24 protein-coding genes are annotated in these 24,228 nt (G+C 40.2%); 13 read left to right on the top strand and 11 right to left on the bottom strand.

The window, feature by feature from the left end; all coding sequences use genetic code 11:
- Positions 1–59: 59 nt before the first annotated feature.
- Positions 60–1,106 carry a protease SohB gene (gene sohB, locus PSF09_RS07535; protein WP_272683698.1) on the top strand — a complete coding sequence of 349 codons (1,047 nt, stop codon included), beginning with the start codon at positions 60–62 and terminating at the stop codon, positions 1,104–1,106.
- A 106-nt stretch (positions 1,107–1,212) separates the two neighbouring features.
- On the opposite strand, the gene PSF09_RS07530 is transcribed toward sohB, so the two are convergent.
- Complete coding sequence (locus PSF09_RS07530) at positions 1,213–1,467, bottom strand: DUF2498 family protein (RefSeq protein WP_272683697.1); 255 nt, start codon at positions 1,465–1,467, stop codon at positions 1,213–1,215.
- Between the two features lie 290 nt (positions 1,468–1,757).
- On the opposite strand from PSF09_RS07530, the gene topA reads away from it, so the two are divergent.
- From topA to sodC, 4 genes are all read left to right on the top strand, one after another.
- On the top strand, positions 1,758–4,364 hold the full coding sequence (gene topA, locus PSF09_RS07525) for a type I DNA topoisomerase (RefSeq protein ID WP_004911045.1): 2,607 nt from the start codon (positions 1,758–1,760) through the stop codon (positions 4,362–4,364).
- 176 nt (positions 4,365–4,540) lie between these two features.
- A complete protein-coding gene (locus tag PSF09_RS07520; RefSeq protein WP_198641116.1) occupies positions 4,541–4,720 on the top strand; it encodes a hypothetical protein in 180 nt (59 codons plus the stop codon).
- Positions 4,721–4,725: 5 nt separating this feature from the next.
- A complete protein-coding gene (locus tag PSF09_RS07515; protein ID WP_371031558.1) occupies positions 4,726–5,208 on the top strand; it encodes a type II toxin-antitoxin system death-on-curing family toxin in 483 nt (160 codons plus the stop codon).
- 220 nt (positions 5,209–5,428) lie between these two features.
- On the top strand, positions 5,429–5,953 hold the full coding sequence (gene sodC, locus PSF09_RS07510) for a superoxide dismutase [Cu-Zn] SodC (RefSeq protein ID WP_272664838.1): 525 nt from the start codon (positions 5,429–5,431) through the stop codon (positions 5,951–5,953).
- Between the two features lie 376 nt (positions 5,954–6,329).
- Here sodC and PSF09_RS07505 read toward each other — a convergent pair whose 3' ends face one another.
- A complete protein-coding gene (locus PSF09_RS07505) occupies positions 6,330–8,363 on the bottom strand; it encodes a M13 family metallopeptidase (protein WP_272683696.1) in 2,034 nt (677 codons plus the stop codon).
- Positions 8,364–8,673: 310 nt separating this feature from the next.
- Between PSF09_RS07505 and cysB the strand changes: the two genes are divergently transcribed.
- The 3 genes from cysB (at position 8,674) to PSF09_RS07490 (ending at position 13,331) form a co-directional block, all read left to right on the top strand.
- Complete coding sequence (cysB, locus tag PSF09_RS07500) at positions 8,674–9,648, top strand: HTH-type transcriptional regulator CysB (RefSeq protein ID WP_004911040.1); 975 nt, start codon at positions 8,674–8,676, stop codon at positions 9,646–9,648.
- Positions 9,649–9,917: 269 nt separating this feature from the next.
- On the top strand, positions 9,918–12,590 hold the full coding sequence (acnA, locus tag PSF09_RS07495; RefSeq protein ID WP_272683695.1) for an aconitate hydratase AcnA: 2,673 nt from the start codon (positions 9,918–9,920) through the stop codon (positions 12,588–12,590).
- A 297-nt stretch (positions 12,591–12,887) separates the two neighbouring features.
- A complete protein-coding gene (locus tag PSF09_RS07490; RefSeq protein ID WP_272683694.1) occupies positions 12,888–13,331 on the top strand; it encodes a hypothetical protein in 444 nt (147 codons plus the stop codon).
- A gap of 110 nt (positions 13,332–13,441) precedes the next feature.
- On the opposite strand, the gene hemB is transcribed toward PSF09_RS07490, so the two are convergent.
- Together hemB and ribA are read right to left on the bottom strand one after the other, a co-directional pair.
- On the bottom strand, positions 13,442–14,419 hold the full coding sequence (gene hemB, locus PSF09_RS07485; RefSeq protein ID WP_110731948.1) for a porphobilinogen synthase: 978 nt from the start codon (positions 14,417–14,419) through the stop codon (positions 13,442–13,444).
- A 190-nt stretch (positions 14,420–14,609) separates the two neighbouring features.
- Positions 14,610–15,206 (bottom strand): GTP cyclohydrolase II, encoded by a 597-nt coding sequence (ribA, locus tag PSF09_RS07480; RefSeq protein WP_272664842.1) that lies wholly within the window; start codon positions 15,204–15,206, stop codon positions 14,610–14,612.
- 213 nt (positions 15,207–15,419) lie between these two features.
- Between ribA and PSF09_RS07475 the strand changes: the two genes are divergently transcribed.
- The 5 genes from PSF09_RS07475 to yciH all read left to right on the top strand — a co-directional run bounded on the left by PSF09_RS07475 (position 15,420) and on the right by yciH (position 18,877).
- A complete protein-coding gene (locus PSF09_RS07475; RefSeq protein ID WP_272683693.1) occupies positions 15,420–16,142 on the top strand; it encodes a phosphatase PAP2 family protein in 723 nt (240 codons plus the stop codon).
- A gap of 145 nt (positions 16,143–16,287) precedes the next feature.
- Positions 16,288–16,605 carry a LapA family protein gene (locus PSF09_RS07470; protein WP_004911022.1) on the top strand — a complete coding sequence of 106 codons (318 nt, stop codon included), beginning with the start codon at positions 16,288–16,290 and terminating at the stop codon, positions 16,603–16,605.
- Positions 16,606–16,611: 6 nt separating this feature from the next.
- Positions 16,612–17,784, top strand: a complete 1,173-nt coding sequence (lapB, locus tag PSF09_RS07465; RefSeq protein WP_272664844.1) for a lipopolysaccharide assembly protein LapB — start codon at positions 16,612–16,614, stop codon at positions 17,782–17,784.
- Positions 17,785–17,828: 44 nt separating this feature from the next.
- A complete protein-coding gene (gene pyrF, locus PSF09_RS07460) occupies positions 17,829–18,554 on the top strand; it encodes an orotidine-5'-phosphate decarboxylase (protein WP_272683692.1) in 726 nt (241 codons plus the stop codon).
- A complete protein-coding gene (yciH, locus tag PSF09_RS07455) occupies positions 18,551–18,877 on the top strand; it encodes a stress response translation initiation inhibitor YciH (protein WP_109912264.1) in 327 nt (108 codons plus the stop codon). Before pyrF ends, yciH begins: the two co-directional genes overlap by 4 nt.
- Before the next feature lie 72 nt (positions 18,878–18,949).
- Here yciH and nadS read toward each other — a convergent pair whose 3' ends face one another.
- From nadS to rsxG, 7 genes are all read right to left on the bottom strand, one after another.
- Complete coding sequence (gene nadS / locus PSF09_RS07450; RefSeq protein ID WP_004911011.1) at positions 18,950–19,234, bottom strand: NadS family protein; 285 nt, start codon at positions 19,232–19,234, stop codon at positions 18,950–18,952.
- Between the two features lies 1 nt (position 19,235).
- Positions 19,236–19,568 (bottom strand): type II toxin-antitoxin system RelE/ParE family toxin, encoded by a 333-nt coding sequence (locus tag PSF09_RS07445; RefSeq protein ID WP_272683691.1) that lies wholly within the window; start codon positions 19,566–19,568, stop codon positions 19,236–19,238.
- Positions 19,569–19,719: 151 nt separating this feature from the next.
- Complete coding sequence (osmB, locus tag PSF09_RS07440; protein WP_004911006.1) at positions 19,720–19,938, bottom strand: osmotically-inducible lipoprotein OsmB; 219 nt, start codon at positions 19,936–19,938, stop codon at positions 19,720–19,722.
- A gap of 201 nt (positions 19,939–20,139) precedes the next feature.
- The gene (locus tag PSF09_RS07435) at positions 20,140–22,083 is read right to left on the bottom strand and encodes an exoribonuclease II (RefSeq protein WP_272664847.1); all 1,944 of its coding nucleotides are present in this window, start codon (positions 22,081–22,083) and stop codon (positions 20,140–20,142) included.
- Between the two features lie 138 nt (positions 22,084–22,221).
- Positions 22,222–22,863, bottom strand: a complete 642-nt coding sequence (gene nth, locus PSF09_RS07430; RefSeq protein ID WP_272664848.1) for an endonuclease III — start codon at positions 22,861–22,863, stop codon at positions 22,222–22,224.
- 19 nt (positions 22,864–22,882) lie between these two features.
- A complete protein-coding gene (locus tag PSF09_RS07425) occupies positions 22,883–23,599 on the bottom strand; it encodes an electron transport complex subunit E (protein WP_004910994.1) in 717 nt (238 codons plus the stop codon).
- Positions 23,599–24,228 carry an electron transport complex subunit RsxG gene (gene rsxG / locus PSF09_RS07420; RefSeq protein WP_272683690.1) on the bottom strand — a complete coding sequence of 210 codons (630 nt, stop codon included), beginning with the start codon at positions 24,226–24,228 and terminating at the stop codon, positions 23,599–23,601. The genes PSF09_RS07425 and rsxG overlap by 1 nt, the downstream gene beginning before the upstream one ends.

Here is a 24,228-nt window from a genome sequence, read left to right as displayed (position 1 = left end):
TTTGCACGTAATCGTGAGATTATTTTTGTATTGAAGATAAACATCAAAAGGATCAGATTGTGGAGTATTTCTCATTGTATGGGCTATTTTTAGCAAAAGTCGTTACTATTTTGGTGGCGGTGGTTTTGCTAGCTGTCTTTGTGTTTGGCGTAGGTATGCGCCGGCAAGGGGCTAAAGGTGCTTTAAAAATCACAGATTTAGGTGAAAGTTATCGTGAGCGCCAACGCCAAATGCAACAAATTAAAATGAATGAACCAGAACATAAAGCGTGGTTGAAAGCATTTAAAAAGCAGCAAAAAGCGAAATCAAAAAGTGAGAAAACAGGGGCGAAATTAGGCCAAACAGGGGTTAAAAAACCTTGTTTATATGTCTTAGACTTTAAAGGTAGCATGGATGCCCGTGAAGTTGCCTCTTTACGTGAAGAGATCAGTGCAATTCTTGCTGTTGCCGACCAACAAGATGAAGTTTTGCTAAGACTTGAAAGCCCTGGAGGAATGGTTCATGGTTACGGTTTAGCAGCTTCACAATTATTAAGAATCAAAGAAAAAAATATCCCACTTACCATTGCGGTTGATAAAGTTGCAGCGAGTGGCGGATACATGATGGCATGCATTGCAGATAAAATTATTGCTGCACCATTTGCCATTATTGGTTCGATTGGTGTGGTTGCTCAAATTCCAAATATTCATCGGTTATTAAAAAAGCATGATGTTGATGTTGAACTTCATACCGCAGGTGAATACAAGCGTACATTGACCATGTTAGGTGAAAACACAGAACAAGGTCGTAAGAAATTTGTTGAAGATTTAAATTTAACCCATGAATTGTTTAAACAATTTGTTCATCAAAATCGCCCATCTTTAGATATTGACGCAGTTGCGACAGGGGAGTATTGGTATGGCTCACAGGCACTTGATAAAGGGCTAGTGGATAATATTGGTGTAAGTGACGATTTTATTATTAATGCGATTGATACTAAGGAAATAGTTAGTATTCGTTATGTGTTAAGTAAAAAAATGATGGATAAGTTTATGGGAAGCGCGGCAAAGAGCGTGGATAACTTATTATTGCGCTGGTGGCAACGCGGACAAAAGCCACTTTTGTAATTTTGAATTTCGCCTAGCGAATAAGCGTTTTTAAATCTACTATTAATTTACCGGCGTTAAAGCCGGTAAATTTTATACAAAAAGCATACGTGTTAATTAGTTATTATCACTTAACACTTAATTGGTATTGTTCTGACAGTACATGAGCGAGGTGTTTGTACATATTAAAAGCAGCTGTACTTTTTAAAGTAGGGATATTGTTCTCATCTAAGAAGAACTCCCCTTTAAATACCAATGTACCCCGATGCTGCTCAACGGTGTCAACAAACATACCATGAATATAATCATCATGTTTCTTTATGATATCATTAGCTTTTTCAAGTAACTCTTTTTTTGTGATGAACGGTAAATTATCTTGCATAGCTTGGCTTCCTTGAAAAAATAATTGGTTGCTTCTAGCATTTTATCAGGTAGAGTGTGTGGTTTTCAATTGTGACTAAACATCTTTATGTGGTTAAAATCAGTCAACTAGAAGACACTTTGTGCTTTTTAGAATAACGTGATTGAGTTTATAAGTTTTGTTTCAACACAAATAATTGTTTAAAAATATATTGATATATTGTGATTGTGTCGCAATATAAAAAAGAGATTCTCATTTTGCGCATTTTAATGTAGAAATGCGCCATTGTTGATATTTAGGTAAAGGTAAATATGGGTAAAGCTCTTGTTATAGTGGAGTCCCCGGCAAAGGCCAAAACGATTAATAAGTATCTTGGCAGTGGCTACGTTGTAAAAAGCAGCGTTGGCCACATTCGTGATCTGCCGAAAAGCGGCTCTGGTTCACAAACCGGCTCACAAAAGAGTACAGGCTCATCTACCGACAAAACAAAGAAAGTAAAAAAAGATCCGCGTGATGCGTTAGTTAAGCGCATGGGGATCGACCCTTACCATGGTTGGAAAGCGAATTATCAAATTCTACCGGGTAAAGAAAAAGTGGTTTCTGAACTTAAATCACTGGCGGAGGATGCCGAACACATCTACCTCGCAACGGACTTGGACCGTGAAGGGGAAGCTATTGCGTGGCATTTACGCGAAGTGATTGGTGGAGACGATTCTCGTTTTAGTCGTGTTGTATTTAATGAGATCACCAAAAATGCGATCACTCAGGCATTTGATAGCCCTGGGGAATTAAACATAGATAGAGTTAACGCACAACAAGCGCGTCGTTTTATGGACCGAGTTGTGGGTTATATGGTTTCTCCGCTGCTGTGGAAAAAAGTCGCTCGTGGCTTATCGGCTGGTCGTGTTCAGTCAGTTGCAGTGAAACTCATTGTTGAACGTGAGCGAGAAATTAAAGCTTTCGTCCCTGAAGAATATTGGGAACTGCATGCCGATTTAGCCGATAAAGATATCGCTAACTTGCGTATGGAAGTCACTTCACAGGGTGGTAAGGCATTTAAGCCAGTCAATAAAGCGCAAACAGAGGCAGCAGTTAAGCTGCTTGAAAAAGCCCGTTTTGCAGTTGTTGATCGTGAAGATAGGCCGACATCAAGTAAGCCGAGCGCACCGTATATCACGTCAACGTTGCAACAAGCTGCCAGTACCCGCTTAGGTTTTGGCGTGAAAAAAACCATGATGATGGCTCAGCGTCTTTATGAAGCAGGGTATATCACCTATATGCGTACTGACTCAACAAACTTGAGCCAAGATGCATTGGATATGGTTCGTGGCTACATTAATGATAATTTTGGCGCTAAATACCTGCCAAAAGATGCGAATGTTTATAGCAGTAAAGATAATTCGCAAGAGGCGCACGAAGCCATTCGTCCTTCTAGTGTCGATGTTTTACCTGAATCACTAAAAGACATGGAGAACGATGCGAAAAGGTTGTATCAATTAATTTGGAATCAGTTTGTGGCCTGTCAAATGACGCCAGCTAAATATGATTCAACAACCTTGACAGTCAAAGCAGGGGATTTTGAACTAAAAGCCAAAGGGCGTACGTTACGTTTTGATGGTTGGACGAAAGTCATGCCTGCACTGCGTAAAAATGATGAAGATAAAACATTGCCACCAATACAAGTTGGTGCTGAGTTATCTTTAATTGAGCTATTACCTAGCCAGCACTTTACGAAGCCACCAGCTCGTTTTAGTGAAGCATCTTTAGTTAAAGAACTCGAAAAACGTGGTATTGGTCGCCCTTCGACGTATGCAGCGATTATTTCGACGATCCAAGACAGAGGTTATGTCAAAGTTGAAAATCGTCGTTTCTATGCAGAGAAAATGGGTGAAATTGTCACGGATCGTTTAGAGGAAAACTTTAACGACCTGATGAACTACGATTTTACTGCGCGTATGGAAGACCAACTGGACCATGTTGCAAACCATGATGCTGAGTGGAAAGCCGTATTAGATGAATTCTTCTCTGACTTTAGTAAGCAACTAGATGTTGCTGAAAAAGAACCAGAGGAAGGGGGAATGCGCACTAACCCAATGGTGATCACCTCAATCATTTGCCCTGATTGTGAACGCCATATGGGGATCCGTACCGCATCAACCGGGGTATTTTTAGGTTGTTCTGGTTACGCACTACCACCAAAAGAACGTTGTAAGAAAACAATAAACCTTATCCCTGAAGACGAAGTCTTGAATGTGCTTGAAGGGGATGATGCGGAAACTAATGCGTTAAGAGCAAAACGTCGTTGTCCAAAATGTGGCACCGCGATGGACAGCTATTTGATTGATAATGGCCGTAAATTACATGTATGTGGTAATAACCCTGCATGCGAAGGTTATGAAATCGAAGAAGGCGAATTTCGTATTAAGGGTTATGACGGCCCAGTCATTGAATGTGACAAGTGTGGATCAGAAATGCACCTGAAAATGGGGCGTTTTGGTAAGTACATGGGTTGTACTAACGAAGAGTGTAAAAATACGCGTAAAATCTTACGAAGTGGTGAAGTCGCACCACCGAAAGAAGACCCGGTTCCATTACCGGAACTTCCATGTGAAAAATCTGATGCGTATTTTGTGTTACGTGATGGAGCTGCTGGGGTTTTCCTTGCGGCAAATACATTCCCAAAATCACGAGAAACGCGTGCACCATTAGTTGCTGAATTACAGCGCTTTAAAGACCGTTTACCTGAAAAACTGGCTTATTTGGCTGAAGCACCAGCTGAAGATGGCGAAGGTAATCCAACTGTCGTCCGTTTTAGTCGTAAAACAAAGCAGCAATATGTTTCTTCAGAAAAAAATGGTAAAGCGACGGGTTGGAGTGCGTTCTACGTTGATGGTAAATGGGAAGTGAAAGAGAAATAATAGTTCTCTTTTATTTTCAAGCAAAAAAGCCAATCATTTAATTTGATTGGCTTTTTTATTAACTAGTAAAATACGCTGTAATGAAATAAGTTGACTTAGTATGAGTTACCTTACATTATGTTCTGATAGTATTATCTTTGTTTTTATAGTGAATTGATTTAATAGAGGTTATAAAAATGGGTCACGCATTACAAAAGCCTAATCGCTTATTGATACCTGCTCGTGACAAAAGTAAAATTGCTGCGCCTAAACCAGCAATTAGCGAGCAATGTTCACATGAAGTCCAAGTCAAAAATGCTTTTGATTTTGGTTTCATTCGCTATGAAAAAGCAATGGAAAAACTTGCTAAGGTATAGTGAGAGTGATACGCATCCAAGGGGAGTTTGTTGAAGGTATTAATTATTTATCTGTTGATGATTTGGTAAATATTAATAGGGTATTGATAGAACGACAAACTCCTAATGAGCCTATAGAAATCCTCAATTTTAATAATCTCAATTCCTCCCAGTCTAGACCCAGCCAAGTTAGGTACTATCAACAGACTGATGATATGTTTGTTTTATCTTCTGTGTTAATTGAAAGTCTTATCCAAAACCATTCTTTTGCAAATGCGAATAAACGGACAGCAATGATGGCAGGTTATATTTTTTTATTATTAAATGGGTATGAATTAACCGCACCAGAAGATGATATTGTAAACATGGCTTCGGGTTTAGCGATAAAAGATTATTCACTTGAAGATCTTGAAAATTGGCTATGTTATTGGTCGAGAGAGTTTGATTCAAGGCAACTGTGTCAACCCAACGGACTTGTCAATTTCATATCAATGCCTATCGGTGAATAACCCGCTGTTATATTGTCATTTCCTTTATTTCTTATCGCTCACTGTGATATAGCCGCCAATTTTTAACTAAACTCAAATGTAGCACCAAAGTGATAACTAATTTGTGTTAACTTAAGATAGAGTCTTTGTCGTTATCAATAGATAGTAATAGTTCTTACCTTGTTAAGGTCTTTAGGTAAGTCGATGGAATGATAGATAAAAGTTATCCACCGGAGGCAAAATGAAGTTAAAAATGTGTTTACTGGCTGCATTATTGACAGCGGGGACAGCATACGCTGCTCAATCTACTGTTGTACTAAAAGAAGCAACCCCAACAGGTGATGGTAAAGCAATAGGTGAGGTTGTTATCTCAGAAACAGAATATGGATTACTATTTACGCCTAAATTAACGGGCCTACAAGCAGGCATTCATGGGTTTCATGTTCATGAGAACCCAAGCTGCGAACCCGCAGAGAAAGATGGCAAATCGGTACCTGCATTAAAAGCAGGTGGCCATTTAGACCCCGCTAAAACAGGTGTCCACAAAGGCCCTTATGATAACACAGGGCATTTAGGTGATTTACCCGGCCTAGTTGCTGATAGCCAAGGTAACGCTGATTATGCGGTACTAGCACCACGATTAAAATCACTAAAAGATGTTCAAGACCGTGCATTGATGGTGCATGTGGGTGGTGATAACTATTCTGATAATCCAGAAGCGTTAGGCGGTGGTGGGGCTAGAATGGCCTGCGGCGTCATCAAATAATACGCGTCATATTTCAAGCTGTGGCGTTGTTAGCTGCGCTTGCTAACCCTAGTCACATACTGATGTATGCTCCTAGGGCTTAGCGCCGCTTGCTGCCTAGCCACAACTTGAACTATTTAGCGTATTGTACTGATTATAAAGTAATTTAAACGACAGTATTGCATTAATTAGAAAGTGATTTAAACAACAGAATTGTTATTTGAGCTTACTGATTTTAGTTACATACTGATGTATGCTCCTAGGGCTTAGCGCCGCTTGCTGCCTAGCTATAACGTGAACTATTTAGCGTATTGGATTGATTTGAAAACAATTTAATTTTGCTAGTCATAAAAAGAAGGCTCAAGTTAAATCTCGAGCCTTCTTTTTTCATTATAAACTACCAAATACGAATACGTTGCTCCGGCGCCAAATACAGTGTGTTATTTTTATCAACACCAAATGTTTGGTACCAGTCATCAATATTGCGTACCACGCCATTAGCACGGAATTGGTTAGGGCTATGAGGGTCTGTCATAATCTTATTCCGCTCAGATTCTTTATTTGACAGTTCTTGCCAAGTACGAGCCCAAGCAATGAAGAAACGTTGTAACCCAGTTGTTCCGTCAATAATTGGGGGCTCACCATTTGGATAATTTTCTTTGGCAAATTGTTTATAAGCACTCAAGGCGATATTTAACCCACCGAGATCACCAATGTTTTCACCTAATGTAAGCTCACCATTCACATTTAAACCATCAACAGCAAATGCGTTATACTGCTCGACAAGCTTGGCTGTTTTCTCTTTAAAGTGAGTTTTCGCACTCTCACTCCACCAGTTACGTAATTGCCCCGTACCATCGTATAAACTACCTTGGTCATCAAAGCCATGTCCCATTTCGTGGCCAATTACAGCACCAATTGCACCATAGTTATAGGCTGGGTCAACATTAGGATCAAAGAAAGGTGCTTGTAAAATTGCTGCTGGGAACACAATTTCGTTTTGAACAGGATTGAAATAAGCATTGACTGTTTGTGGCGTCATGCCCCATTCCCATTGACGGACAGGTTGGCCAATTTTGCCAATCATATCATCATATGACCAGGCTAAAACTTGCTTATAATTATCTAACAATGAGTCAGGTTTGAGGTTAATCGTACTAAAGTCATTCCATTGATCTGGATACCCCACTTTAACAGTGAATTGTTCTAATTTTTTAAGGGCTTCTTGGCGAGTCGGCTCATCCATCCAGTCATTGACTTTTAGGCGTGAATTAAATGTACCTCTCACATAACTGACCAAGTCTTTAATTTTTTCTTTAGCTTGAGGGTCGAAGTATTGTTCGACATAAATTTGCCCTAATGGCTCACCTTGGAGTGAATTAACTGTCTGCAATGCACGTTCTTGGCGAGTGCGTTGCTTTTCAATTCCATTGAGTTTTTTCGAATAAAAATCAAATTGAGCATCTGCGATAGTTTGGTTTAAATAACGTGCGTGTTCACTAATATATTGGAAGGTTAGGTAATCTTTTAGTGTCGAAACAGGGGTATCAGCAAAAATTTTTGCGGTTTGTTCCACTGCGCTATCTGTTTCAACGATGATTTTCTCAAGTTGTTTATCTGTTAGTTTACGACTGGTAATAAAACTAGTCCAATCAAAACATTGAGTATAATTTTTCATTTCAGCTAGGGACATTGCATGGTAATTTTTGATAGTGTCACGGCGTGCTTCTGGGCTCCAATGCACCGTTGCAATCGCTTTTTCCAAATCAAAAATTTTCTGTGCTTTTGGTTGTACATCTTTTTCACCCGCCAGTTCTAGCATGGTAGCGATATAAGCGATATAACTTTTTCGAATATCTTCCATTTGAGGGGTGTCATCGAGGTAATAAGTACGGTTCGGTAGCCCTAAACCACCTTGACCGATATAAAGCACATAGGTATCAGGTTCTTTGGCATCTAAATCTACCCAATAAGAAATCAGCGATTTATAGTCAGGCTGTGTCATTAACTGGCTAATATCATGATGATTTTTAGCTTTTGCAATGGCATCTAAATCGGATTTTATTGGGCTAATACCAGCTTGCTCGATAGCTTCTTCATTCAGGTAGCTGAGATATAAATTTCGAATATTTCGTTGGTTATGCGTGAGCTTGTTTTCAGGGCTCTGTTGTAGTTGGTCAATAATCGATTGAATGTGTTTTTCTGTGTTTAAGTATAATTCCACAAAAGAGTTAATGCGTGGCATACCGGTGGGGATTTTCGCTTTATTTATCCAATCTTCATTAACATAACGGTAAAAATCATTTCCGGGTTCAATCGTGTCAGACAAAACAATTTTTTGTTGTCCATAAGCCACTTCTTTCGCCAAGAGCGCAGGGGCAAAAGAAATCGTCGACATACCAATAATTAAAGCCAAAACATTTAAACGCATGTAACCACCTCTCTTCGTTGAGAATTTTGATATCCAATCTGATACGTTAAATTTTACAGTGAGGATCCTGCAAAATTCATTTTACTTATTGAACCACATAATGAAATAAAGTTAATCCGTCTTTGCACTATCTTACGGCCTTTCATCAGTGTAGTGGTATTTAGATGAAATTTTATCATCATACTGTTTATTCTTCTGTGAATGATGCTATATTGGTTATATCAAATAAGTTCATTATAACTTTTGGTTATATTTAATATTTTTTAGCTATACCAAAAGCACATTATTCATGTATGAGGTAGACTGAAATATGAAATTGCAGCAATTACGTTATATTGTTGAAGTGGTTAACCATGACTTGAATGTCTCCTCAACCGCAGAGGGGCTTTTTACTTCACAGCCCGGTATCAGTAAACAAGTGCGGATGCTTGAAGATGAGCTTGGGATCCAAATTTTTGCACGTAGTGGTAAACACTTAACGCATGTTACCCCTGCAGGGGAAGAAGTTGTGCGGATCTCCCGAGAAGTGCTATCAAAAATTGAAGCGATCCGTTCGGTTGCTGGGGAGCACACTTATCCGGATCGAGGGAGCTTAAGTATTGCGACGACACACACACAAGCTCGTTATGCTTTACCTCCGACCATAAAAGGCTTTATTGAACGTTACCCTCATGTTTCATTGCACATGCAGCAAGGGTCACCAACACAAATAGCTGAAGAAGTTTGCAAAGGTAATAGTGACTTTGCGATAGCAACAGAAGCACTACACCTGTATAACGATTTGATTATGTTGCCATGCTACCATTGGAACCGCTGTGTCGTTGTGCAGAAAGACCATCCGCTCGCGACGAAAAAAAATGTCACTATTGAAGATATCGCGGAATATCAAATTGTAACTTATACCCATGGGTTTACTGGTCGTTCAGAATTAGATGTGGCATTTCAGAAGATTGGCCTTGAGCCCAAAATTATTTTTACCGCAACCGATGCAGACGTGATCAAAACCTACGTCAGATTAGGGTTAGGGATCGGTATCATCGCGAGTATGGCAGTTGACCCAGTGAGTGATAGCGATTTAGTTGTAATTGATATGCGTGATAAGTTCAGCTATAGCACAACTAAGATTGGTTTTAAGCGCACCAGTTTCTTACGTAGCTATATGTACGATTTTATGTGGCGCTTCGCACCGCATCTAACTCGTGATGTAGTCGATAAAGCGGTAGCTATTCGTAATAATGAAGAAATTGAAGAATTTTTTAAAGATATGAAATTGCCTATCATTTAATTTCTTTATATTTCTGTACTACCCAATAAAAACCCTAGTGACTGTATTTCTAGGGTTTTTATTATCAATACTTCGCCGGTGTACCAAGCTATTTTCTGACTTATTTCCCTTCTTATCTTAAATTTCCTATTATTAATAAAGAAACATTCAATATTTGGCACAAAATCTATAAATCAAATTTCTAGAGCAACTATGATTACAATTGGTTAACAAAAAATAATGGCGGTAAATACACATATTGCCATAGCCATAAAAACCAAGGAGGAGTTATGTCGTTGAGTCTAAAAACAACGAGTGCCTCGACACTCAATGTTGGAAACAAGCAGTATAATTACTTCAGTTTAGCGCTAGCTGAAAAAAAGCTCGGTGAGGGGACTAAATTACCTAAGTCATTAAAAGTTTTACTCGAAAATTTATTACGTCATATTGATGGCACCTCAGTTGTCGAACAAGATTTACAAGCAATAATTGACTGGCAAAAAAATGCGCATGCAGATAGAGAAATTGCTTATCGCCCAGCGCGTGTTCTCATGCAAGATTTCACGGGTGTTCCTGCTGTTGTTGACCTTGCCGCGATGCGTGAAGCAGTTAAATCCCTTGGCGGCAATGTTGAGCAAGTAAACCCGTTGTCACCTGTTGATTTAGTGATTGACCACTCAGTGATGGTGGATGAGTTTGCAACCGAATCAGCATTTGGCGATAACGTTGAAATTGAAATGGCGCGTAACCATGAACGTTATTTATTTTTACGTTGGGGCCAAAAAGCATTTAATCGTTTTCAAGTGGTACCGCCGGGTACCGGTATCTGTCACCAAGTTAATTTAGAATACCTTGGCAAGGCAGTATGGTATGAAGAAATTGACGGTAAATTATATGCTTATCCCGATACTTTAGTGGGTACGGACTCTCATACGACGATGATCAATGGGTTAGGCGTATTAGGTTGGGGGGTTGGTGGTATTGAAGCGGAAGCTGCGATGTTAGGCCAACCGGTATCAATGCTGATCCCTGATGTTGTTGGTTTTAAATTAACAGGGAAATTATCCGAAGGGATAACGGCAACCGACCTTGTATTGACGGTAACACAAATGCTACGTCAACATGGTGTTGTGGGTAAATTTGTTGAATTTTATGGTGATGGCCTAGCGGATTTACCATTAGCAGACCGAGCAACGATTGCGAATATGTCACCAGAATATGGCGCAACTTGTGGTTTTTTCCCTGTTGATGAAGTGACGCTATCTTATATGCGTTTAACTGGGCGCAGTGATGATGAAATTGCGCTGGTGGAAGCTTATAGCAAAGAGCAGGGTTTATGGCGTTATGCGGGCGATGAACCGATTTTTACCAGTACACTTGAGTTAGACATGTCGACAGTCGAATCCAGTTTAGCGGGGCCTAAACGTCCACAAGACAGAGTTGAACTTAGCCAAGTACCAAAAGCATTTCGTGGCGCAGTCGAGTTAGAAGTCAATAAAAAGATCCAATCGAGCTATCCTTCTGTTAAATATCAAAATAAAACCTTTGAGTTAACCGATGGCGCGGTCGTTATTGCGGCAATTACCTCTTGTACAAACACCTCGAACCCAAGTGTATTAATGGCGGCAGGGCTATTAGCGAAAAAAGCTGTTGAAAAAGGGTTAGTTCGCCAACCGTGGGTTAAATCATCATTAGCACCGGGTTCTAAAGTGGTGACAGATTATCTTGCCGTTGCGGGTTTAACACCGTATTTAGATAAGCTTGGATTTAACCTTGTCGGGTATGGATGCACAACCTGTATTGGTAACTCAGGGCCATTACCAGAACCAATAGAAGAAGCGATTAAGCAAACGGATCTTACCGTTGGTGCCGTGCTGTCAGGTAACCGTAACTTTGAAGGGCGAATTCACCCACTGGTGAAAACTAACTGGTTAGCCTCTCCGCCGCTTGTTGTTGCCTATGCACTGGCGGGTAATATGAATATCAACTTGAAAACCGATCCTATCGGGGTTGATAAATCAGGCAATGATGTTTATTTGAAAGATATTTGGCCATCAAGTGCTGAAATTGCGCAAGCGGTACAGCAAGTTAAAACAGACATGTTCCGTAAGGAATATAACGCGGTCTTTGAAGGTGATGATGCTTGGAGAGCATTAAAAGTTGAAAGTTCTTCAACTTATCACTGGCAAGAAGACTCGACCTATATCCGCCATCCACCTTTCTTTGAAGGAATGCAATCTCAACCAGCACCTGTTAAAGATATTCATGGCGCAAATATTTTAGCGATCCTCGGTGACTCTGTTACCACTGACCATATTTCTCCAGCGGGAAATATCAAAAAAGAGAGTCCTGCAGGGCGATATCTGCAAGAACACGGTGTTGCTGTCGCAGATTTCAACTCTTATGGTTCACGTCGTGGTAACCATGAAGTGATGATGCGAGGGACATTTGCAAATATTCGAATTCGTAATGAAATGGTGCCAGGAGTGGAAGGCGGTTATACCTTACATATACCGACAGGCAAACAAATGGCGATTTATGATGCAGCGATGCTGTATCAACAAGAAAATCGCCCATTGGCCATCATCGCGGGTAAAGAATATGGTTCAGGTTCTAGCCGAGATTGGGCCGCGAAAGGCACAAACTTATTAGGTGTGAGAGTCGTCATTACTGAGTCATATGAGCGTATTCACCGCTCCAATTTGATTGGTATGGGGGTTATACCTTTAGAGTTTAAAGATGGGGTATCCCGTAAAACACTCGGTTTAAAAGGTGATGAACGCATTGATGTCACGGGGCTACAGTCAATTACTCCTGGGCAGGATATTACAGTGAAAATCACGTATGGCAATGGTGATATAAAGGAAATTATAACCCGCTGCCGTATTGATACTGCAACGGAGATGGATTATTACCGTCATGGTGGTATTTTGCATTATGTCATAAGACAGATGCTGCATTAATCATCCAATCGTGATATTGAAACGCCTGTAAGATTGTTATCCTACGGGCGTTTTTATTTTTTAATATTTAATCTTATTAATCAATTTTGTTTTTTCTCAATATTTTTGATGGCAATCTACGTTATGGTGTTAAATAGACGGTAGATTAAAGGAGAAAATAGTCGCTACTAGGCTAAATGAAAATAGGGTGAAGTTCGCCATAAATAAGTTTCTTTGTGCAAATTAATTGAATGTAATGGCTTTAGCACAGGTCACCATGTGACTGAGCTTATCGAAAACACTATAAAGGAAATGAGTATGGCAGATATCAATGAAACCGATTTCTATAAAGGGGCATTGTGGGCAGCAGATATCTTATTAACCACATCCCATTTTGATGGTGCGAACGAAGAGGTTCGTGACATTTTGGAGCACATACCTAACTTATATTCTATTGTGATGAGAACACCTGAAACGGAAGTTCATGATTTGCGTTTATATGCAGACAAAGAATTTCCACTCGGCTTAAATGCAGATTACACCGCCATTTCCATTGCACCATTACAAGACTACTTTGATATTTTGCCAATGCCCGATCAAAACCCTGAGAGTATTACAGTTGAAGTTGATTATTGGGGAGTGGTTGCAACAACATCTGAGGGTAAACAAGATTTATTAATTGCAGGTTTAGCAACGGCAGAGCAAGCACAGCATTATGTGCAAACATTAACCCAACAACTTGAATTGCAAAGAGCAAAATAGCGAATTGGCTATAAATTAGGCGATTTGAGTACCGTTATTCAACAAAAATGGCAAAAAACCGCAATACTGTATTTATGTACAGTGATGCGGTTTTTTTTAACTGAATGAGATTATAACGCGTTGGCTTCGGCTAACTGTAAAGCAAAATAAGTGAAAATAAGGTCAGCGCCTGCGCGTTTAATTGACCCTAGTGTTTCAAGAGCTACACGCGTTTCATCAATTGCACCCGCTTGAGCTGCAAATTTAATTTGCGCGTATTCTCCACTGACTTGATAAGCACCGATAGGTAATTGAGTGTGTTCGCGTAAATCACGAATAATATCCAAATACGCTCCGGCAGGTTTTATCATTAGCGCGTCAGCACCTTCGCGTTCATCAATTAGTGATTCATGGAGTGCTTCACGACGGTTCATTGGGTTCATCTGATAGGTTTTTCTATCGCCTTTAAGGCATGAACCCGCTGCATCTCGGAATGGGCCATACAGTGCGGATGCAAATTTTGTGGAGTAAGACATAATTGCAGTGTCTGTAAAGCCTGCTTCATCAAGAGCATGACGGATTGCAGCAACCTGGCCATCCATTGCGGCAGAAGGGGCAATGAAATCAGCGCCTGCACGTGCCGCGGCAACTGCTTGTAAACCTAGGTTATGGATAGTTGCATCGTTGTCAACGACATGACCGTGCATAACGCCACAGTGACCATGCGAGGTGTATTCACAGAAACAGGTGTCAGACATCACTATCATTTCAGGAACGGTTTCTTTGCAGATACGTGACATGCGTGCCACTAAACCATTTTCTTGCCATGCATCACTACCATTATCATCAAGATGATGGGAAACCCCAAAGGTCATCACTGATTTTATTCCTGCATTTGCGATACGCTCAATTTCATAGGCAAGGCGTTTTTCAGGAATACGCATAACACCCGGCATGCTATTGATTGGCATATAGTCGTCGAGTTCTTCTTCAACAAAAATTGGCAAGCAAAGGTCATTAACGGAAAGATGGGTTTCTTGGAATAAAGTGCGGAGTTTTTCGGTCTTACGCAATCTTCTCATGCGTTGAATGGAATGCAGGTTGTTCACAGTATCTCCTGGTAGTATGCGGAATAAACCTCAAAAACTCAGTTTATTCGTCAGGGTAATCAGATGGCTAACAGTATAAACCTTATAGAAAGAAAGTGAATATAGCCGCGGATAAATGGCACACTTTGAATGATGATAATCAGACTGGGAAAAAGAAAGGGAAGAGCAGAACGCTCTTCCTTTGGTGAGATCACTGATGCTTAAATAGCATGTGTCCCATTTTTTCTGCTTTAACGTCAAGGTAATGTTCGTTACTTGGGTTACGGCCGACAATCAGTGGAACACGCTCTACCACGTTAATTCCAGCTTCACGCATGATGTCTATTTTTTTCGGGTTATTTGTCAATAAGCGGACTTCATTAATCCCCAATAATTTATACATATCAGAGCATAAGGTAAAATCACGTTCATCGGCTTTGAATCCGAGTTTGATGTTGGCTTCAACCGTATCAAGGCCTTGATCTTGCAATGCATAAGCACGGATTTTATTCAGCAAGCCTATGTTTCGGCCTTCTTGGCGATGATAAAGTAATACCCCTCGGCCTTCTTTACTAATCTGAGAGAGCGCGGCTTCTAATTGAAAACCACAATCGCAACGTAGACTAAATAACGCATCTCCTGTTAAACATTCGGAGTGGATCCGGCTGAGTACCGGTTCATTTCCTGAGATATCGCCAAAAATTAACGCTACATGATCACGACCGGTTGCGATTTCTTCAAAACCCACCATTAAAAACTCACCGAAAGGTGTTGGGAGTTTTGCTTCGGCAACGCGTTTTAGCTGCATATTTTCTTTCATTAGTTAAAGTAACTCTTGCTTAATTAATAACTTTTATCGATATAAAGTAGCTTAACTATAATACATCGACGCTATATGACGTTTAGCATATAGAGGTTGGTATTCTTTGCACACGACCAACGCTGTATTACTATAACAGAGTTAATAATAGGTGAATGGAATATTTGTATATTTAATAGAACTTTATTTGGAACACATTGAATGAAAAAAACTGTTTTGGTCGTTTGTGCTTTTGCATTGTTATTAATCATACCACCCATAGTGATGATAGTTACAGGGTGGCATTGGTCACCAGAAACCCAGTTTAACTCAATGAAATGGCTTCTTTGGCTGACAGACACTGCGGGAGCGCCTTATAGTATTTTAACGTCTTTGTTATTTCTTGGAGCCGTTATATTCGTTTTCCGTTCAGAAAAGAAACAGCGACTGAAAATTTTGTTTGTTCTGGTCAGCGTGGTATTACTGCAACAAGGTTTGAAGAGCGCATTAAAAAGCACATTTAAAGAACCACGTCCTTATGTGGAATGGCTGGCAACTCAATATCAAATTCCGTCATCAGAGTTTTATGAGTTAAAACGTAGTGAACGTGCGAAATTAATTAAAAATACGGTTAAACAAGATGAAAATATAGCTAAATGGCAGAGTAAACATTGGCAAGCAGAAACGGGGTATTCTTTTCCTTCGGGTCATATGTTATTTGCGGCAGGCTGGGCATTGTTTTTAATTGTGCTTTTTTGGCAACAGCGTTTATATGCTTTATCAATAGGGCTTGCTATTTGGGCAGAAGGTATTGCGTTTAGTCGGATGTTGTTGGGAATGCATTGGCCTATAGATATAATAACCTCAGTGATCATCAGTGCTTGTTTTACCCTATTTGGTTATTATATTTTACGGGTATGGGGACTATTTAGTAAAGCCGATTAATCTTTCATCAAGTGAACCATTATTAAGGGAGATCTAACTTAAATCTCTCATTGTATAAAATAAATTGCTTTGTCTGAATGCGCTGGAAATGCTACCTTAACAGGTAGATATTATTGGATGAATAGAACTGATAACGGGAATAAATGTGAAATATTTTCTGATTTTATTACTAGCGGTCGCTTTTTTTATTGTTTCGATTACGCTAGGTTCAAGCAATGATCAGGTTATTACATTTAACTACCTGATTGCAAAAGGGGATTTTTCATTATCGACCCTTCTTGCATCACTTTTTGGTGTCGGTTTTGTGCTAGGTTGGCTAGTCTGTGCCGTGTTTTATTTACGAGTCATTGTTAGCCTGAAAAATGCACGTCGTAAAATTAGACGTTTAGAATCACAATTAGGTGCTGGAGAAAGTAATATTTCCGACTCAACCTCATTAGTGACGACTCAGAACAAGGAATAATCCTGTATGTTCGAGTTGCTGTTTCTGCTGCTACCGGTTGCTGCTGCTTACGGTTGGTACATGGGGCGCAGAAGTGCTCAACAAGATAAGCAACAACATGCGAATCGCTTGTCACGTGATTATGTAACAGGCGTTAACTTCCTATTATCTAATCAACAAGATAAAGCTGTCGACCTATTCCTCGACATGCTGAAAAATGAAGACAGCTCCGCTTTTGAGGCTCATCTCACGCTGGGAAATTTATTTCGCTCTCGCGGGGAAGTTGAACGTGCTATTCGCATTCACCAATCGCTGGTGGAAAGTGCCGCATTATCATTTGAACAACGCTTATTAGCGACCCAACAACTTGGCCGAGATTACATGGCTGCGGGGGTTTATGACCGCGCAGAAAACATGTTTCAACAATTGACGGATGAAGTCGATTTCAAACAAAGTGCCTTACAATCCCTCTTAAATATTTATCAACTCACCAGTGACTGGACAAAAGCCATTGAAATAGCAGGGAAACTGGTTAAATTAGGGCATCCCGAGTTACGTGAGCAAATTGCGCATTTTTATTGTGAATTAGCGACCCAACAACTCGCTAGCGATGATCTTGAAGATGCACTGACATTATTAAATAAAGCAGAGCAAGCCGACAACCACTGCGCTCGAGTTTCAATTATGAAAGGTCGGTTGTTTATCGAACAAGGTAATTACGACAAAGCGATTCATGTCTTAAAACAAGTCTATCAACAAGATAGAGAACTCGTCGCTGAAACATTACCTTTACTGTTTGATTGCTATCAACATACTGGCCAAGCAGATGAGTGGGAAGATTACCTTCGTCAGTGTGTTGCAGGTAATTCAGGGGCTATCGCAGAACTTTATTTAGCCGATATTATTGTTGAAAAACAAAATCATGAAGCGGCTGCGAATTACATTAACGACCAAATTCAACGTCATCCTACCATGCGTTTATTTTATCGTTTAATGGATTACCATCTTGAAGAAGCGGAAGATGGAAGGGCAAAAGAAAGTTTGATTTTGCTGCGTAAAATGGTAGGGGAACAAATTCGTACAAAACCCGATTACCGCTGTCATAAATGTGGGTTTACATCGCGTGCATTATATTGGCATTGTCCATCTTGTCGCTCTTGGGACACCATTAAACCTATTCGCGGGTTAGATGGTCAGTGACAGCGTCACTTTTTAAATAATAACGACTCTTTAAAGGCTAAGAAATGATTCCCTCAACTGAGAACCACACACATTCACCAATTATTGTGGCACTTGATTATGAAGATGCTAATGAAGCTTTGGCTTTTGTGGATCGCATTGACCCACGTGATTGTCGCTTAAAAGTTGGCAAAGAAATGTTTACTTTTAATGGTCCTCAATTTGTTAAGTCACTCCATGAACGTGGTTTTGATATTTTCTTAGATTTGAAATTTCATGATATTCCAAATACTGTCGCTCGTGCGGTTGCGGCTGCAGCTGAAATGGGGGTATGGATGGTTAATGTTCATGCTGGTGGTGGGGCTCGCATGATGGATGCAGCTCGCCAATCTCTTGAGCCTTATGGCAAAGAAGCACCATTACTCACTGCGGTAACAGTATTAACGAGTATGGATGAATCAGACCTCTCAGGTGTTGGAATTAACACTTCACCTGCAGCTCATGCAGAGCGTTTGGCCTTATTGACTAAGCAATGTGGGTTGGACGGTGTTGTTTGCTCTGCGCATGAAGCTCTACGTTTAAAACAGTTATGTGGTGCTGATTTCAAATTAGTTACCCCAGGTATTCGCCCTACAGGTAGTGATGTCGGGGACCAACGTCGCATTATGACACCACAAGATGCAGTGAAAGCAGGTGTCGATTATATGGTGATTGGGCGTCCGATTACACGTAGTGAAAACCCAACTGTCACATTACAACAAATCAATCAATCTATTGAAGGTTTGCTATGAGTGATACAAATAGTCGTCTTGTTTACAGCACAGAGACAGGACGTATTGCTGACGAAAAACCCAAAGTTGAAAGGCCTAAAGGCGATGGTATTGTGCGAATTCGCCGTGAGACATCAGGACGTAAAGGGAAAGGGGTTTGTGTTGTTACAGGTCTTGACCTTGAAGATAGCGAATTAGCAAAACTAGCGGCTGACCTTAAAAAGAAATGTGGCTGTGGCGGGGCTGTCAAAGACGGTAATGTTGAAATTCAAGGCGACAAACGTGATGTTATCAAACAGTACCTTGAGGCGAAAGGTTTTCAAGTCAAGTTAGCTGGTGGCTGATTGTCTCGACAATTTTGCTGTTTTTCATGAGTGGCGACTGAGAGAGCCACTCATTTTATAATGAAGAAGTGGTTAAATTGCTGCTAACTCGGCAAATAAAGCAGGATTACGCTTAATGGCGATGAGTATTTTAGCCGCTAATCCTGTTGGGTTACGTCGTTTAAGCTCCCAACTTTTAATGGTGTCGATACTCGTCCCTAGCGCATGAGCTAATTCGCTTTGTGAAACATTAAGTTGTTCTCGAATTGCTTTGACGTCAGTAATTTCGTAACGAGTGACATTAGCGGCTTTTTGGTGACCGTGTTTAATGTCAACAGCTTCTTCTAAAGAGGCTTTTAATTCGTTGAATATACTCATTTTATACCTCATTTTTTAGTAATTTCGTTAGTTTCTTTAATTCTGCTTTTTCTAAGTCATTTAGCGTATCTTTGACATTCTTTGGGTAAGTCATTATAAAATAAATGATTTCTGCTGTAGCTAGGAAATAAATAACCCGTACACTTACACTTTTTCCTTTATTACCCGTTGCCATCCTAATTTTGCGAAGACCACCTGTTCCTTGGATGATATCGCCTTTATCTGGCAATGCGATAAGTTCATTTTGTAATATCCTAAGCTCTTCTTGTGTTGCTATCGATTGGATTTGTTTGGTAAAAAAGCTGGTTTCAATAAATTCAATTGCGTGACTCACAGGGTTCCCTCCCTTTGCATTAATTATAAGTGTACTTTGTACACTTTTTTCCGTCAATAGTTTAATAGATTATCGGATATGAAAAATAAAATAGCGTTCATGATGAACGCTATTTTAGATTAAGGAGAGAAAATAAAGGATGTAATGAGATTTATTTACCGACTTGGTGACCAATAATTCCGCCAATAGCAGCACCGCCAACGGTTCCTACAGAGCTTCCGCCTGTCAATACGGCACCGCCAACAGCACCGACACCAGCACCAATTGCTGTGTTTTTATCGCGTTTAGACATATTTGAACAGGCACTGACACTGATAGCGACTGTGGCTATCACCATGAATGATAAAATACGTTTGCTTACTGTGTTCATTTTAGTGATCCTTAGTACAGATTTAACAGTTAACAAAATATCATGATAGGTAATTATACGAATAAGAATAATCAGGAAAAGATCTGGAAAAGTGCTCGCTGTTTAACGTTTAATGCGAATATGATGTTAAAAAACAATTTATAGAAAAATAAAAGACCATAGATATCAAACTATGGTCTTTTAAGAATAGCAGAAAAGTTGTTATTCGGCTGGTCTAGCAACGATATTACGCGTTTCCATACGAACTTCATTAATGGTGACATTAATAATATCGTTAAGTTGGTAAGCTATTTCACCTTTAACAAGCACATTGCCTGTTTCTTGGCTACATTGAATCTCATCACGAACGCTATGAATAAAGGGGGCAGGGACAAATGCAACGGCACCATTGTCGACTAAGCGAACTCGCACTCCACCACGGGTAATATCGATAATTTCAGCTGGAAATTTAGTATCTGTACCCTCAAAAGGCTTTAAGTAACGCGAATAGAGCCAATCACCAACATCACGTTCAGCCATACGATTTGCACGACGACGTTCAGCTAATTTGATTGATAATTCTTCGGAGGGTTTATCCGTAGAAGGTTTGCCGGCAATAATAGACTTTATTAAGCGATGATTGACGATATCGGTATATTTACGAATTGGTGAAGTCCAAGTCGCATAAGCATCAAACCCTAAACCAAAATGTGGACCGGGCTCAGCTTTGACTTCCGCAAAAGTTTGGTAACGACGAATTCGGCTATCAAGGAATTGAGTCGGCTGTGCATCTAATTGACGGCGTAGTTGACGGAAACCTTCTAGTGATAACAACGATTCAGCCGTTGTTTCAATGCCGTTATCTTTTAGTGTTTGCACGACTTGGTCAATTTGCAGAGGTTCAAACCCCATATGCACATTAAACACCCCAAACCCTAATTTTTCTTTTAGTACCGCAGCAGCGCAGAGGTTAGAGGTGATCATAGCTTCTTCAACAATGCGATTAGAGCTACGGCGACGTTCAGTTACGATGTCAACCACATTGCCTTTGTCATCTAATACAAAGCGGTAATCGGGGCGGTCTTTGAAGACGAGGGCATTGTTTTCACGCCATTGTAAACGTCTATCTGACATTTCTTTAAGCAGTAAAATTTGCTGTTTATCAGTATCATTTGCTGGCTGCCAACTGCCTGTATTTTCAAGCCAATCAGAGACTTCGTCATAAACTAATTTAGATTTTGATTCAACCCAAGCACTGAAAAACTCAATGTTATCGTCAATACGACCATCTTCTTTGATTAGCGCAATGCAAACTAAAGCAGGGCGGCGTTCATTTGGGCGTAAAGAGCACAGGTCGTCAGATAATTTGCGCGGTAACATTGGAATATTGAAACCAGGCAAATAGTTGGTATAGCCACGGGCTAATGCCAGTTTATCCAGTTCGCTGCCTTCGGGTATATAACTTGTTGGGTCAGCGATAGCGATATACAGCTTTAAGTCGCCATTATCGGTTCTTTCAACATAGAGCGCGTCATCAATGTCTTCAGTACTAGCATTGTCTATCGTCGTGAAATGCAAGTGAGTTAAATCAACGCGTTCTATTCCTTGATCGTCACGTTCACTATCAACCATTTTAGGTTCATCACGGTCTAATTGGTGACGGCGTAACGTTACCCACCAAGGGGCAAAATGGTCATCACCATCGGTGATAAATTCAGTTATTTCAGCATAGAAGGTTTTATCGCCCTTTAATGGGTGGCGACGCATTTGTGCAACAACCCAATCATCTTGTTTGAATTCGTGATTGATGCCATTAACAGGACGGCAAGAAATCATATCTTTCAGTAATGGGTGATCGGGAATGACAAATAAGCGGTTATCATTGTCTTTTTTTTGTATTTTCCCAACAAACCTATCTAAAAAAGGTTCTACCAGTTCTTCTGGCTCTGCAAATTCACGGTCTTTATCTGTACGAACTGCAGCAATAACCCGATCGCCATGCATGACTTTTTTCATTTGAGGCGGTGGAATGAAATAGCTTTTTTGGCCATCAACTTCGAGGAAGCCAAAACCTTTTTCTGTGCTTTTTACCAGCCCTTCGACACGTGGAGTCTGGGCATGTAGTTTTTGTTTAAGTTGTGCGAGCAGTGGGTTGTCTTGGAACATACTTACCGTTTTATTGATATTGGGTTTGGCTCTATTGTTACGTAAGACAAAGTCTTAGAGCAAGGAAAAAATGCGTTACTGACTAGATTCATCATTAAAAATACCGTTTATTGGTAATGTATAAAAATAGCATTTTGATCAATCTTTTGGGTATATTTTATCTTTAAATTCGCATAAATCTTCGATAATACATGAGCCACAGCGGGGTTTGCGGGCAATACAAGTATAACGTCCATGCAAAATAAACCAATGGTGGCAATCTACTTTAAACTCTGCGGGGACAACTTTAAGAAGTTTTTCTTCTACTTCAATAACATTTTTACCCGGAGCAAAGTTAGTACGATTGCAGACACGAAAAATATGCGTGTCAACAGCGATAGTCGGCCAGCCAAAGGCGGTATTAAGAACCACATTTGCAGTTTTACGGCCAACACCGGGTAAGGCTTCTAAAGCCTCTCGGTTTTCAGGAACCTGACTGTTGTGTTTTTCGATTAAAATTTTGCAGGTTTTATAGACACTTTCAGCTTTGGTATTAAATAAGCCAATGGTTTTAATGTACTCTTTTATCCCATCCACACCCAGTGCCATAATAGCTTCAGGTGTATTAGCAACAGGATAGAGCTTTGCTGTCGCTTTATTGACACTCACATCAGTCGCTTGAGCTGACAATAAAACGGCGATTAATAGCTCAAAAGGGGAATTAAATTCTAACTCTGTTGTAGGGTGCGGGTTGTTATCCCGTAGACGAGTTAGAATTTCAATGCGTTTTGATTTATTCATTGCTCACAAAATATCGTTGTTAAGAAATATGGCTACCGCAACCTTGCTGTTTTTCATATTCACGCTCGGGTTGAATACTGGATTGTCGTGCGGCTCTTTTTTTCATTTTTTCATCAATTAAGTACTTCGCTGCTAATAGTAACGCTAGTCCAATGAAGGCACCAGGCGGTAGCATAGCGAGTAAAAATGGCGAATCAAGATGTAATACTTCAATACGAAGGGAGGTGGCCCAAGAACCAAGTAGCAAGTCAGCTCCATCAAACAAGGTACCATTCCCTAAAATTTCACGAATTGACCCTAGAACAAGCAAGGTCGCCGTTGCGCCTAAGCCCATGGCAAACCCATCTAGAGCAGATAACCCAACAGGATTACGAGATGCATAGGCTTCTGCTCGTCCAATAACAATACAGTTGGTGACGATTAATGGAATAAAGATCCCAAGAGATTCATATAAACCAAAAGCATATGCGTTGATTAGCATTTGTACGGCACTAACAACAGAGGCAATAATCATCACATAGATAGGGATACGAATTTCAGATGGTACCCAACGACGTAAAGCAGAAACAGCAACATTAGTACAAACTAAGACTAATGTTGTCGCTAAGCCTAGCCCTAATGCATTTGTTGCTGTTGATGAAACAGCAAGAAGCGGACAAAGCCCTAATAGTTGAACCAATGCAGAGTTGTTTTTCCACAAACCTTGCATTAATAAGTCTTTAGATGTATCGCTCATTATTCGTCCCCACAGCGTGGATAATTCGATAATTGTTGTGGAATTTGTTGCATAAATACAGCAGTACGTTTAGTCGCATTGACGACTGCTCTGGGCGTAATTGTTGCTCCAGTAAACTGATCAAATTCACCACCGTCTTTTTTAACTGCCCATTTAGGGTCATTGTCAGAGGCTATTTTCTTACCGCTAAAATAAGTAATCCAATCAGATATTCGTGTCTCAATCTTGTCACCAAGCCCGGGTGTTTCATGATGTTCTGTAACACGAGCTCCCAGTACAGTGCCGTTAAAATCGGCTCCAACTAATAAATGTATCGCGCCAGAGTAGCCGTCTAATGCCGTTGTTTCTAATGCCGCAGCAACGGGGTCGCCATTTTTACGGGCTAGATACAAACGCCTAGGTTGTTTGTTACCAAGTATGGCTTCATTAGTGACTAAATAACACTCTTTTGCGAGGTCGTTGTCATATAAATCACTTGGTATAACTTGGTCGAGTAATTTTTTCTGAACAATAGCGGCTTGTTCAGCAATAGTCTCTTTAGTTAACGTGTACACTGCAGCACTAAGCGCGGTCGTGCCTGCCGCAAAGATTGCTAACGTTACACCATGGCGTTTCATCGTGTTTAACAT

The sequence above is a fragment of the Providencia sp. PROV141 genome (genome assembly GCF_028481645.1).
Lineage (GTDB): Bacteria > Pseudomonadota > Gammaproteobacteria > Enterobacterales > Enterobacteriaceae > Providencia > Providencia rettgeri.
The sequence above is the reverse complement of the archived record's forward strand: the minus strand, read 5'-3'. Positions and strand labels throughout refer to the sequence as shown.